At 56.3% G+C, this 12987-nt stretch carries 11 protein-coding genes; all 11 read left to right on the plus strand.

The window, feature by feature from the left end; all coding sequences use genetic code 11:
• The first annotated feature begins 3 nt into the window (after positions 1-3).
• The 11 genes from ACR0JX_RS12145 (at position 4) to ACR0JX_RS12195 (ending at position 12984) form a co-directional block, all read left to right on the plus strand.
• Complete coding sequence (locus tag ACR0JX_RS12145; RefSeq protein ID WP_480544050.1) at positions 4-1209, plus strand: polysaccharide biosynthesis/export family protein; 1206 nt, start codon at positions 4-6, stop codon at positions 1207-1209.
• Positions 1210-1263: 54 nt separating this feature from the next.
• Positions 1264-2121: a sulfotransferase family protein gene (locus ACR0JX_RS12150; protein WP_480544051.1), complete on the plus strand. Its 858-nt coding sequence runs from the start codon at positions 1264-1266 to the stop codon at positions 2119-2121.
• 472 nt (positions 2122-2593) lie between these two features.
• Positions 2594-4705, plus strand: a complete 2112-nt coding sequence (locus ACR0JX_RS12155) for a polysaccharide biosynthesis protein (protein WP_480544052.1) — start codon at positions 2594-2596, stop codon at positions 4703-4705.
• A gap of 89 nt (positions 4706-4794) precedes the next feature.
• The gene (locus tag ACR0JX_RS12160) at positions 4795-5217 is read left to right on the plus strand and encodes a GtrA family protein (RefSeq protein ID WP_480544053.1); all 423 of its coding nucleotides are present in this window, start codon (positions 4795-4797) and stop codon (positions 5215-5217) included.
• Positions 5214-6845, plus strand: coding sequence for a hypothetical protein (locus ACR0JX_RS12165; protein ID WP_480544054.1), 1632 nt, complete (start codon positions 5214-5216; stop codon positions 6843-6845). The genes ACR0JX_RS12160 and ACR0JX_RS12165 overlap by 4 nt, the downstream gene beginning before the upstream one ends.
• 102 nt (positions 6846-6947) lie before the next feature.
• Positions 6948-7754: a glucose-1-phosphate cytidylyltransferase gene (rfbF, locus tag ACR0JX_RS12170; RefSeq protein ID WP_480544055.1), complete on the plus strand. Its 807-nt coding sequence runs from the start codon at positions 6948-6950 to the stop codon at positions 7752-7754.
• A 7-nt stretch (positions 7755-7761) separates the two neighbouring features.
• On the plus strand, positions 7762-8889 hold the full coding sequence (rfbG, locus tag ACR0JX_RS12175) for a CDP-glucose 4,6-dehydratase (protein WP_480544056.1): 1128 nt from the start codon (positions 7762-7764) through the stop codon (positions 8887-8889).
• A 27-nt stretch (positions 8890-8916) separates the two neighbouring features.
• A complete protein-coding gene (locus ACR0JX_RS12180; RefSeq protein ID WP_480544057.1) occupies positions 8917-10131 on the plus strand; it encodes a DegT/DnrJ/EryC1/StrS family aminotransferase in 1215 nt (404 codons plus the stop codon).
• Complete coding sequence (locus tag ACR0JX_RS12185) at positions 10131-11027, plus strand: class I SAM-dependent methyltransferase (RefSeq protein WP_480544058.1); 897 nt, start codon at positions 10131-10133, stop codon at positions 11025-11027. Before ACR0JX_RS12180 ends, ACR0JX_RS12185 begins: the two co-directional genes overlap by 1 nt.
• A gap of 2 nt (positions 11028-11029) precedes the next feature.
• The gene (locus ACR0JX_RS12190) at positions 11030-11986 is read left to right on the plus strand and encodes an NAD-dependent epimerase/dehydratase family protein (protein WP_480544059.1); all 957 of its coding nucleotides are present in this window, start codon (positions 11030-11032) and stop codon (positions 11984-11986) included.
• Positions 11983-12984, plus strand: a complete 1002-nt coding sequence (locus ACR0JX_RS12195) for a glycosyltransferase family 2 protein (RefSeq protein ID WP_480544060.1) — start codon at positions 11983-11985, stop codon at positions 12982-12984. Before ACR0JX_RS12190 ends, ACR0JX_RS12195 begins: the two co-directional genes overlap by 4 nt.
• Positions 12985-12987: the final 3 nt, after the last annotated feature.

Below are 12987 nucleotides of genomic sequence, written 5' to 3' on the forward strand. Positions count from 1 at the left end.
GGTTTGAAAACCTGTTTCAAAGTGATGTTGGTGATGTTCACTCTGGCGGCAAGCGCCGTTTGGGCCGAGGGATATCGCCTGCTGCCGCAGGATCGGCTGTCTTTGAAAGCGATGCGCTGGGATGCGGATTCAACAACTTACCTAAGCTGGACCGGTGTAACCGGCGAATACACCATCACCGGTGACGGTGATCTGATGATTCCACTTGTCGGCCAGGTCGAAGCAGAGGGTCACACCCCGGCTGAGCTGGCAGCGGCGCTAGAGCTGAAATTCCGCCGCCAAATCGGCATGGTCGAACCGCCGCGCATTGCGCTTGAGGTGATTGGCCATCTGCCGGTTTATGTGCTGGGCGACGTGAATTCCCCGGGCGCCTACGATTTCCACGTGGGTATGACAGCACAGCAGATTCTAGCGCTGGCCGGAGGGCCTATCCGCCCACCGATTCAACTGGCAACCGGCAATGACATTCAGGTGCTGCGCATGGGTGGCGAGATTCGCCTGTTGGCCACGCAGATTGATGAGCTGGAACAACAGCGCCAGCGGCTGATCGCGGATCTGACCGTTCTGGAAAGCGATGACAAAGGCGCTGATCTGGCAAACGCGCCCGAAGGGCTGGAAGGCGAAATCCTTGAGGCAACATTGGCCGCACGTGAAGGGCAGGGTGAACGGATCAGGGACCTGCAAGCCCTTCTTAAAGAACAAATCGAAAGCCTGACACAGCAGCTTGAATTGCGCGACACGCAGATCGCTAACGTCTCGAAAGAGCTGGAGAATCTCAACTCTCTTAGGGAAAAGGGGCTGACTGCGTCGAACCGAGTTACCGCGATGACCAATGCGCTGAACGACCTGGAGTCGAAGCGTCTGGATCAGGAGGTTGCGTTGCTGGTCGCGCGCCAGGACCTCAACCGTGCGCAGCGAGATGAGTTACAACTGGATGACACGGCGCGTTCAGATGCATTGGTGAAACTGAATGAGGTTGAAAGCCAACTCGCGTCGCTGAAGACCCGGTTGCAAACCGCGTCGACCCTGCATGGTGAACTGGCTGCCGCCGGGTATCTGAGCGAGGATGACATCGCCAGCGAGACGACCATTGAGTTTATTGTTACCCGTGGGGGTAATACGCAAACGCAGCGTGTAAAGGGAACCGATCCGGTGCAACCGGGGGATACAATCGAGGTTGTCAGGAAAACGGTTATTACGTCGAATTGAGTATAGAAACTAAGTGGGCCTCGGCCCCAGGGAATTTAGTTAACGAGTTTCATCATGACATTGCCCGCTGACAGACCGGTCGATTTTCTGATCATAGGTGCTGCGAAATGTGCGACCACGTGGTTGCAGCATTCGCTGACACAAACCCCGGCTATCTATATGCCAGGGCCCGAGCTGCATTTCTTTTCAAGAGAATACGACAAAGGATTGGCTTGGTATCGGGATCAGTTCGATGGATGTGAACAGGCGCCGCTGATCGGCGAGAAGTCGAACTCTTATCTGACAGTGCCCGAGGCCGCGCAGCGCATTCGGGATTTCGCTCCGAATGCGCGGCTGATCCTGCAAATGCGTGATCCGGTGCAGCGCGCATATTCGGATTATTGCATGCTGTTCCGTCGTGGAGAGGTTACGGACCGTATCGAAGACTATCTGAATCCCGCGTATGCGGCGGACCAACGATTCCTGTCCGATGGGCGTTATGCGCATCATTTGGCACGGTTCTATGATCTGTTCCCGGCCGAGCAAATCCTATTGCTGGCCTATGAGGATATTCGCCGCAATCCAATTGGGAACCTGGAAAAGGTACGCGCGCATCTTAATTTGACCGGCAAGCTGGAAGCGCCGGTTAAGAAAAAGGTAAAGGACAAGAATGCTGCTATGGTGCCTTTGCCGTTGCGCAAGATCCTTGGACCGGTTCGTTCTGTCATTGATCCTGTTCGTCACACCTGGCCGGTTCGGTCTTTGCGCAATGCGGTTGCCCGTCAGGTACAGTATCCGCCGCTGTCAGAAGATCTGTCGCGCCGCCTTGCCGAGTTCTATAGCGAGGACATGACCAAGATCGCAGAGATTGAACCCGGAGTCACCGAGGCCTGGGGTAGAGCCAAACCGCTTGAAATGGCTCGAATCAATTGAGCTTTGTTATGTGTCATAAGTCACACTACGTTTCCGGTCTGGAAACAAAGACGCCAATTCGTGGGGCGCGTCTTGTCCGATCAGATGTTTACAAAAAGTTCTCAAACAGACCGAATGCTGTGCGAACATTGGGAAATAGGGCATTTCTTTGGTCAAACGATGCCGGAAACGTGAAAAAAGCGTTTTGCTCCGGTGTTGGCTATGTTAGATTTTAATCATATTGAAACCTTAGTGGCCATGTTGGCCGCTGAACATTGTAGTTTGGTTCGTACGAGTGAGAAAGGGTTGTGGCAAAGGGTCTGATGATTTTCAAACCTGAGCCGGTCTAGGGGGACCTTACAAAAATAATCAAACTTGCTGGCAAGTGGTTTCTGCTGGCGTGTGAGTGCGGCTTTGACGGCTGATCGGCTGTTTTCGATCTGTCCTGCTGGGTCGGGTAGTAGTGGGCAATTTATACGCCGGAGTACTGAGTATGTATGAGCGTGAGTTGGTTAAGCTCAAGAATGGATCTGATAAAGATACTGCGATCGAACCCGATCTGAAATTGGGCGACATCGGATCCACATTGAAGCAAAAACTTATTGAGCTGAGCGCAAACCGTCGCTTGGTGATTGGTGATATTGTCGCCTCGGCTATTTCCGTTGTTATGGCTGTGGTGCTGGCCAACGGGGGCGCATTGCCTGCGGCTGCGTCTGCGGCACTGATCCCATTGGTTCTGATGTCCTGCCTGATTGCGCTGGCGATCCTGCCGATGTCAGGCATTTATAAGCGTCACACCCGGTCCACGTCGCTGCGTGATGTGGCGCTGATCGTGCGCGCGTCGTTCTTCTGTGTCGCAACACTGGCCCTGTTCGGCATGGCGGCTGCAGTCACATCCCAAGTTCCGCTTGCAGTCTATGTTATTCAATTCTTCCTGATCGTGCCTGCACTGGGCAGCCTGCGCATCATTGCCCGCAGCACCGAGTTCAAGCGCAAGGTTCAGGGCTGCACCGCAAGTGACAATGGCAAAATCCCGGTGATCCTTGTTGGCACCGGTGCCAGCAGTGACCTGTTTGTTCGTTCGCTGCGCAACACGGAATCAAAATATGAACCCGTTGGCATCATTGATGACGCCCGCAACACGCAAGGCCTGTACTTTCACGACGTAAAGATCATCGGCTCGCTGCTGGATGCAGATGCCGTCATCGAGCGGCTGAAGTTTGATGACAACCTGCCTCAGCGTATTCTGTTGACTGAGCCGGTTACCCATTTCGAAAGCGATGGTATCCGCAAACTGACCCGTTGGGCCGAAGCCAACAGCATTCCTGTGTCGCGCTTGACCGGTTTGGAAGAGTTGGGCACCGAAAGCAACGGTATCCGGACCGTGAACCCCGAAGACATCTTGGATCGCCCACAAAAGGCGGTTGAGCGTTCTATGCTGCGCGAGATGTTTAAGGATCGCCGTGTCCTGATCACAGGTGCTGGCGGATCGATCGGCAGCGAACTGACTCGTCAGATCGCGTCGTTCGAGCCGGCGGAAATCGTTATGATCGAAAACACGGAATACAATGCCTATTCGATCGACATGGACCTGAGCCAGAACTTCCCCGAAGTTTCGCGCCGCATCTATGTTGCCGATATTCGCAGCGCTGACCGTGTGAACAAGATCTTCGAACGTCACCGTCCCGAGTTGGTCTTCAACGCGGCTGCGTTGAAGCACGTACCGATGGTCGAGCTGAATCCGTGCGAAGGTGTTCTGACCAACGTGATCGGTACGCGTAACGTCGCCGATGCTGCGCGCAACGTAGGTGCCATTGCGATGGTGCAGGTTTCGACCGATAAGGCCGTGAACAGCACCAGCGTCATGGGCGCGACCAAGCGTGTTGCGGAATTCTACGCTCAGGCGCAGGATCGTGTAACCAACGGCACTGATGAGGCCACGCGCTTCTTCTCGGTCCGGTTTGGTAACGTTCTGGGCTCGTCGGGTTCGCTGATCCCGCTGTTCCAGCGCCAGATTTCGGAAGGCGGCCCGCTGACGGTCACTGATCCGAAAATGGAACGCTATTTCATGACCATTCGTGAGGCCGTGCAGTTGACGCTGGTTGCGGCGGCCAAAGGATTGAATCTGGAAAACAGCCACGGCGAAATCTTTGTTCTGGACATGGGGCGCCCGGTGAAAATCGTTGATCTGGCCGAGCGTATGATCCGTCTGGCGGGGCTGGTTCCTTACAAGGACATCGACATCAAGTTCATCGGTATCCGCAAAGGCGAAAAGCTGTATGAGGAGCTGTTTGATGTGACCGAAGAGCATCGCGAAAGCGGCATCCCGGGTGTGGCTTCAGCGATCCCCGAAGGTGTCTCGGTTGCGCGTCTGCGTGCTATGATCCTTAAGCTGGAACAGGCTGCACTGGACGGCGACGATCTGGGCGTCAAAAAGCTGCTGAAAGAGCTGGTTCCAGGTTATGGCGTCAACGGTCTGCGTCCGATCGAAACCAAGGATCTGATCAAACCCCGGACCAAGTCGAAGATCACCGCGATCCCGACCGAGAAGATGGTCGGTGCCTTTGCAAACTCCGATGCTTTGGAAACCGTCGGTGGCCGCTAAAGCTATTGTTTGAAGTTATTGTTGTGTCGGCTTTGACCCAAGCCGTGTGTGTTACGAGTAAATAAGGGCTCTTACGAGCGTTTCATAAGATGTCAGAACTGAGTCAATCTGGCGTGATCACTCCCACCCAGCACGGGTGGGACCGGATCCTGCGGTTTATCGGGGCCGGTGTGATCAACACGCTGTTTGGATATGCCGTATTTTCGATACTGGTCTGGTTTGGCGCTCACCCTCAGGTGGCGCTTGCCATCCAGTTCATCGTCGGGGTTCTTTGGAACTTTCAGGTCCATGGTCGTTTCGTGTTCTACGTACAGGGCTATGGGCGGCTGCCGCACTACGCGCTGTCCTATGTCATCGTCTACGCGTTTAACGCCGTGCTGCTGTGGGCTTTGCTACAGCTCGGCTTTGATGCTTATCTGGCGCAGGGCATTGCGCTGGGGCCGACTGTTGTTTTGTCATATGGTCTGATCTCACGTGCTTTGCGTGCTAACCCGCAGAAAGATGAGCAATGACCCATTCCGCTGACCCTGGCCTGAGCGTAGATTCGGACATCCATACAACGGTGCGCTCTGGTGGTAGCCTGTTGATGCGGGTTGTAACGATTGGCGTTTTGGTTGTCCTGTTTGCGGCGCTCTACGGACGTATCATGGGGTATGGCCTGCGTCGGGACGAACTGATGTTCGTGCCCCCAGCTGAACTTTTGGGTTATTGGAGCCTTTACAGCGATTTCTTCTATAACCATGTTCCCAATTCTGCTTGGTATTACAGGGGGTTCTACCTGCTGTTCGGGGGCGAGGGCCTTCTGGCCTCGGCCCGTTTCGGACAGTTTTTTGCCTGGTTGTTACTGGCCTCGGGCATCGGCTGGGCGACCTGGCGGATTTCCGGCTCACGCCTTCTGGCGGTATTCTTTGTTGTGACGCTTGTGGTCAACGAAACGCTGCAGGCTCAGGCGGGGATGGCCGCAAGCAACAACTTGTTGCCCTTGCCCTTTGCCGCTTGGGGGCTGGGCCTGTTTATTGTCCAGACACTCAGGGATCGCCCCGGCTTCCTTTGGCTGGTGCTGTCCGGTCTCTGCCTGTCGATTGCAGCGGGTATGAAGGTCAGTGCTGCGATGTTCATCCCACCGGTTGCAATCGCCGCGTTCCTGCTGCCTTGGCATCTGCCGTTAGCAGCTCGTCTACGCAGGGTCGTTCTGCCGGTGCTGATCGGCGGTTTGATCGGGGCCATTCCCTTGTTCTGGTATCTGGCCTCTGACCCTTCGGATTTTCTGGCGCATATACTGAAATTTCACACCGGCCCGCATGTGGCGTATTGGCAAGCCAACGCCGCGTCTGAGCCTGGGCTGGCCATGGGGATCGGTGGCAAGGTCCTGTTGGCCTATGCAACCTGGTTCGGGGGTGCGGCGTTGGTCGGATTGATGGCCGTGTTCTTCGTTGCCGCATTGGCTGGCGCCAATGCTGTGCGTCTGGGGCATGGAACAGGTCAGATCATACTGGTTCTGGCCCTGCTGGGCATAACGGCGCTGTTCAGCTTTGTACCGACTCCCGGTTTTCCTCAATACTATATCCAACCGCTGATTGCTGTTCCCCTTTTAGGGGCTTTAGTCTATCGCATTGTTCCCGCTGAAAAACGTACGGCTATTGCACCTCTCTGTGCGGCGGGTTTCGCATTGATGGTACTGCTGGGAGCACCGAGATTGGCACCGGGGCTGCTGAATCTTGCGAAGCCAGACAGCTTTACGGCCGGCCGCATCGCAAAAGGCGCTCAAGCCTTGCAGGACGTGGTCGCAGACAGTGAGATCCCGGACGGTCCGGTCGCGACGCTGATGCCGCTTTATCCACTGGAAGCCCACCTGCCGGTCTATGCTGAACTGGCCACTGGCCCCTTCGCTTATCGTATCGCGCCCTACACAGACCCCGAACTGGCGCAGCACTATGTCATGGCTGGAGCAGATGATCTGATCGCCCTGTTTGATTCCAATCCGCCCTCCGCTTTCCTTTTGGGATATGATTCCACACTTGAGGCACCATTGTTGCGATATGCGCAAACAAATGGCTACGCCGCGGTGCCAAAAGACGGGTTAAATAACCGTTACGGAAAAGGTGTGATATACTCCAAGCGCGCGGGAGTGGCAGATTGAACGCATGCACCACCCACCCCGCCCGAGCAACAATGGGCAATCCGCCTTAACCCCGACGTAACATTGAAATTTAGTTAAAGGTATTTTGAGGGAGTAGCACAGATGAAAACAGTACTTCTGGCAGGAGGATTGGGATCGCGTTTGGCCGAAGAAACGGTCGCGATTCCTAAGCCAATGGTTGAGGTTGGAGGCCGCCCGATTATCGCGCGCGTCATGGATATTTACAGCCATTTCGGCCACCGTGATTTTGTTGTTGCCGCAGGGTACAAAGCCCTTCTGTTGAAACAGTTTTTTGCCAACTACCACCTGATCGCAAACAACATTTCGGTTGCTCTGGACACAGGTGAGCTGAAGCTGGTGCCGTCGGCGCCGGGTGGTTGGAATGTGTCGGTTGTTGACACCGGCGCACACACCATGACCAGCGGGCGTATTCGTCGCCTGAAAGAATGGCTGGACCCAGGTGAGACATTCATGTGCACGTATTCGGACGGTCTTGGCAATATCGATATCAACGCCTTGATTGACTTCCACAAATCCCACGGGAAGCTGGCAACTGTCACAGCGGTGCAGCCGCCTGCGCGGTTCGGCAACATCGAACTTAAAGGTGACCGGGTGGATGCATTCACCGAAAAAGTGCGCCGCCGCGAGACCTGGATCAATGGTGGGTATTTTGTGTTCGAACCGGGTGTGATGGACTACATGGTTGACGATACCGAGCCACTGGAACAGTCGCCTCTGTCGCAAATGGCCCGGGATGGAGAACTTATGGCCTATCGTCATGATGGGTTCTGGCATCCGATGGACACGATCCGTGACCGCAACGCGCTGAACGCGCTCAGCGAAGAGGAAACGCCACCCTGGATGCAGTTCGGCGATCAATCTTCAGCCGAATACCCGGTTGCAATCTGAGGGCAAAATGACTGCACATCAGCATCAGATGTTCGGCGGCCAGTTCAATGGCCGCCGTGTCCTTGTGACCGGCCATAGCGGGTTCAAGGGCGGCTGGATGTCGTTGTGGCTGCAGCGACTTGGCGCACAGGTGACCGGATTGTCGCTGCCACCCGAGCCCGGCCCATGCTTCTATGACAGCTGCGATCTGGCTCAGGCCACCGACAGCCGGTTTGCCGATATTCGCGAGCCTGATGCTCTGTCCAGCACGCTGGACGGGGTCGATGCCGAGGTCCTGTTCCACATGGCGGCACAACCGCTGGTGCGCAAATCCTATCGGGAACCGGCAGAGACCTTTGCCACCAACGTGCAGGGCACGGCCAATGTGCTGGAGCTTGCGCGCAAGATGCCGTCGCTTAAGGCGGTGATCGTGATCACCAGTGACAAATGCTATGACAATCGCGAGTGGGTCTGGGGCTATCGTGAAAACGATCCGCTGGGCGGTAAAGACCCCTATAGCGCCTCCAAAGCGGCAACCGAGCTTGTGGCCCAGTCTTATGCGCATTCCTTCTTTTCCGATCCGAACGGCCCGCAACTGGCGACCGTGCGAGCCGGGAACGTGTTTGGTGGCGGTGATTGGGGCGAGGATCGCCTGGTCCCCGATATCATTCGCGCCTGGGCCAACGGCGAGCCGGTTGTCATCCGCAACCCCGCCAGCGTGCGCCCGTGGCAGCATGTTCTGGAGCCTGTTTCAGGCTATCTGCGCGTCGCCGAAAAGATGCTGACAGACGGTGCGCCCTATGCCGGGGCGTGGAATTTCGGCCCGGATGTCTCAAGCACCGTAGATGTGCGCCAGTTGGCTGACATGATCCAGCGCGCCTGGGGTGATGGAGCACCTATGTTCAGCTTCCCCGATCAGATCACCGATGCGCCGCACGAGGCCGGTATCCTGCGACTGGACAGCACCAAGGCTCAAACGCGCCTGAACTGGCGTCCTCAGTTGACGCTACAAGGGGCCATCAACCTGACCGCAGATTGGTACAAAGCCCATGCTGCGGGGAAGAACATGGCACAGGTCACCGCGACACAGATCGAATACTTCGAAACCCTGACAACATCTGAAACACATGACGCGACCCCAGTCGCCGCACAGTAAACTGCGTATTTTTAAGGAGTGCCTTTTATGAGAGTGAACTACGGGCAAACCGTCCATGGCCAGGAAGAGATCGACGCCGTTGTCGAGGTTCTGAAAACATCGACCCAAATGGGCCCCAAGGTGCGCGAGATGCAGGCTAAGGTTGCCAAGCTTTTTGCCAAGAACCACGGCATCATGACAAACTCGGGCTCGTCCGCAAATTATCTGGCGGTTGAGATTCTGGACCTGCCGGAAGGCAGTGAAGTCATTACGCCTGCCCTGACATTTGCGACGACCGTGGCGCCGTTGGTGCGCAAGGGTCTGATCCCGGCATTCGTGGATGCCGCAGTGGGCACCTACAACATCGATGTGGATCAGATCGAACGGATGATCACGCCGAACACGTCGGCCATGATGATCCCATCGCTGATCGGCAACCTGCCGGACTGGCGCAAAATCCGCGAACTGGCGGATGCGCATGGACTGAAAGTGATCGAAGACAGTGCCGATACGTTGGACGCGCAGATGGATGGCGCCAGCACAGGCGTGTATTCCGACGTCTCGACCACCAGCTTCTATGGCAGCCACGTGATCAACGGGGCCGGCAATGGCGGAATGCTGTGTGTCAATGATGACGAACTGGCGCGCAAGGCGCTGCTGATGCGGTCTTGGGGGCGTAGCTCATCCCTGTTTGTTGAATCTGAGGCGATTGAGAACCGGTTCAACGTGCAGCTGGACGGCATTGATTATGATGCCAAGTTCCTGTTCGAAGCTCTGGGCTTTAATCTTGAGCCATCGGAAATCAGCGCCGCATTTGGCTTGGTGCAGTTGGGTAAATTGGACAACAATATCCGTCTGCGTGAAGAAGCGTTTGCTGCACATCTGGAATTCTTCAAGCAATATGAAGAATGGTTCATCCTGCCCAATCAACTGCCGGGGTCGCGTACAGGCTGGCTGTCCTTCCCGGTTACGATCCGCGATGGCGCGCCCTTTACCCGGCGCGAGATGCAGATCTTCCTGGAAACCGCCGATATTCAGACCCGTCCGGTCTTTACCGGAAACATTCTGCGGCAACCGGCCATGAAAGGTGTTGAATACCGTACCGATCCTGCGGGTTACCCGGTCTCGGATGAGGTGATGCGCGGGGGTGTTCTGCTTGCCTGTCACCATGGTTTGACGCAAGCGCATATCGACTACATGCATGAAAAGCTGACAGAATTCCTGCGGCCTCATGTTGCCGGGCTCTCGCGGGAGGCGTCCTGATGCCACTGGCCCCGACTGAGGCGATCCGGGATCTGATCCGGGATGATTTCAAACAGGGCACCGGCCCTTGCGCTGTTAATGGCGCTGTGCCGGTCTTTGTGAACTATGAAACCTCGGTCATCGAGCCGCCCAAGCCCACGGATATCGAAGTGGAATCGCAGATTCACCGGCGCAGCTATCGCGGGCCGGTGAAGCTGTTGAAACGGCTGGCGTCGCCTATCAAACAGGTGACATTGCGCAATGTGGATCGGTTCTTGTCCGAAATTAAGTCACTGAACCCAAACCCGCGCGTTCTGATCGTGGGTGGTGGCAGTGTCGGGCAGGGGATGGGGAAACTCTACGAAGACCCCAACGTTCAGATCTTTGCTTTCGACATCTATCAGTCGCCGAATATCCAGTTCGTTGCCGATGCGCATGACATCCCGATGCAGGATGACGTGTTTGATGGCGTGATCGTTCAGGCTGTTTTGGAACATGTGCTGGACCCACGCCAGGTCGCGGCCGAGATTCATCGCGTGCTCAAGCCAGGTGGGTTGATCTATGCGGAAACCCCGTTTCTGCAGCAGGTCCACGAAGGAGCCTATGACTTTACCCGCTTCACCGAAAGCGGCCACCGCTATCTGTTCCGCGCATTCGATCGGATCGACTCGGGTGCCAGCGCGGGGCCCGGTGTGCAGTTTATGTGGTCCGTCGATTATCTGTTCCGCGGCCTGTTCCGGTCACGTACGGCGGGCAAGATTGCCAAGCTTTGTGTCTTCTGGGCGCAATATCTGGATCGCGTGATCCCTGAACCCTATCGTGTTGACGGGGCCAGTGGCGTGTTTTTCCTTGGGCGTAAGTCCGATGCGATCCTGCAACCGAAAGAGGCGGTCTCGCATTACCGAGGCGCACAGTAGTCATGATGCGTGTGCTCATCACCGGCGCAAACGGCTTTATCGGTTCGCATCTGGTGCGGGCCTGCGTTGCTCGTGGGGATGAGGTGACCGCATTGGTCCGCCCGGGATCAGGCATTGATCGGTTGGCTGATGTGGCTGCGAATATCCATTTGGCTCGGGTAGCGTTGACCGACACTGCTGCAGTCGCGCGAGCGTTTCACGAGGCCCAGCCAGATCTGGTGTTTCACGCGGCTGCAAAAACCCGCATTCCGAATACTCCGGATCTGAGTGATGCGTCCGCTAGCCTGAGGGAAAATGTCGACAGCATTCTGTCAGTTTTGAGTGCTGCGGCGGAATGTGAATCACCCCCGGGTGCATTTGTACGTTTGGGCACGATTGCAGAATATGGGGACAACCCGGTTCCCTATCTCGAAACACAGTGTGAAAAGCCTCGTGACAGCTATGGCACTTCGATGCTGACCGGCACAAAATATCTTGAGATGTTGCAGCCCCGCCTGCCATTCCCGGCAGTGACGGCGCGCTTGTCCCTGACTTATGGCCCAGGTCAAACCGGGCAGCAGCTGGTGCCTTACCTGATTGAAAGCTTGCTAACCAACAAACCAGCCCAGATCGGCCGCCCCGACGATGCGCGCGATTTGCTCTATGTCGATGACGCCGTGCGTGGGTTGTTGATGCTGGGGTCTGACCCGAAGGCCGCCGGCCCGGTCGTCAATATCAGTACAGGTGTGGCGACAAAGGTACGGGATGTGGCCAAGATGGTGCAGGGCCTCTCGAACGCGCCTAAGGATTTGCTACAGTTTGGTTCTCCCGCTGGTGCGCCAATCGATTTGATCAACCATCCCGGTCTGATGCAATCCAGCTATGACTGGGGACCCGAAACCAATGTGCAGGATGGGCTGAAGCAGACGGTCGAATGGGCTATGCGCGCGCAGGCGACACTGACAGGATCGGTTTCATGACACTCGTTTCTATACTTATCCCGGCCTATAACGAAGAAGACAACGTGCGGACGGCCTATGACCGGGTCATTCAGGTGTTTGACGGCCTCGACGGGTATGAGCCCGAGATCATCTTTACCGACAACCATTCGGAAGATCGTACATTCGAGATCCTGTCCGAGATCGCCAAAGAGGACCCGCGCGTTCGTGTCATCCGATTTGCGCGAAACATGGGGTATCAGGCTTCGGTCCTGACCGCCTATCGCTCGGCCAACGGAGCTTGTGCGGTGCAGCTGGACTGTGACATGCAGGATCCGCCCGAGTTGATCCCGCAGATGCTAGATCTGTGGCGTCAGGGCAATCACGTGGTTTACGGCATTCGCCGCAGCCTGCCGGATGGCCCATTGGTGGCCTGGGCCCGGCGCGCCTTTTACGCGTTGATCGACATGATCAGCGATGATGATTTGCCACGCAATGCCGGGGAGTTCCGGCTGACCGACCGCCGCATTCTGGATGAGCTGCGCCGGGTCGACGACCGCTCACCCTATGTGCGGGGTCTGATCAGCGGCATGGGGTTCAATCAGGTTGGATTTGAATATGACCGCGTGGCGCGTACCGCCGGGGAATCCAAGTTTCCATTCCGCGCCATGCTGTCTTTGGCCGTTGACGGGTTGATCAACCACTCGCTGCTGCCCCTGCGACTGGCATCGATGATCAGCCTGACGGTCGGGTTATCGATGTTCCTGCTAATGGTGGGCTATCTGATCGCCAAGCTGGTTTTTGGGGCCGAATGGCCTGCCGGTTTTGCGACCACCACAATTCTGTTGTTGCTGTCGATGACGCTGAACGCGATGTTCCTGGGTATTTTGGGGGAATATATCGGTCGTATCTTCCTGCAATCCAAAGACCTGAATCGCCCTATTGTCGAACATGAACTCAACAGACCCGGACCCAGCGATCAGCCTCTGACACAGCCTCTGCGCGAGACCGAAGAACCGCGCAAGAAGATGTCAGGATAGCAC

The sequence above is a fragment of the Ruegeria sp. AH7 genome, from assembly GCF_056541325.1.

Coding starts and splice junctions, on each gene's coding strand:
- ACR0JX_RS12150 (WP_480544051.1), top strand. CDS start 1,264: ATGACATTGCCCGCTGACAGACCGGTCGATTTTCTGATCATAGGTGCT.
- ACR0JX_RS12155 (WP_480544052.1), top strand. CDS start 2,594: ATGTATGAGCGTGAGTTGGTTAAGCTCAAGAATGGATCTGATAAAGAT.
- ACR0JX_RS12160 (WP_480544053.1), top strand. CDS start 4,795: ATGTCAGAACTGAGTCAATCTGGCGTGATCACTCCCACCCAGCACGGG.
- ACR0JX_RS12165 (WP_480544054.1), top strand. CDS start 5,214: ATGACCCATTCCGCTGACCCTGGCCTGAGCGTAGATTCGGACATCCAT.
- rfbF (WP_480544055.1), top strand. CDS start 6,948: ATGAAAACAGTACTTCTGGCAGGAGGATTGGGATCGCGTTTGGCCGAA.
- rfbG (WP_480544056.1), top strand. CDS start 7,762: ATGACTGCACATCAGCATCAGATGTTCGGCGGCCAGTTCAATGGCCGC.
- ACR0JX_RS12180 (WP_480544057.1), top strand. CDS start 8,917: ATGAGAGTGAACTACGGGCAAACCGTCCATGGCCAGGAAGAGATCGAC.
- ACR0JX_RS12185 (WP_480544058.1), top strand. CDS start 10,131: ATGCCACTGGCCCCGACTGAGGCGATCCGGGATCTGATCCGGGATGAT.
- ACR0JX_RS12190 (WP_480544059.1), top strand. CDS start 11,030: ATGATGCGTGTGCTCATCACCGGCGCAAACGGCTTTATCGGTTCGCAT.
- ACR0JX_RS12195 (WP_480544060.1), top strand. CDS start 11,983: ATGACACTCGTTTCTATACTTATCCCGGCCTATAACGAAGAAGACAAC.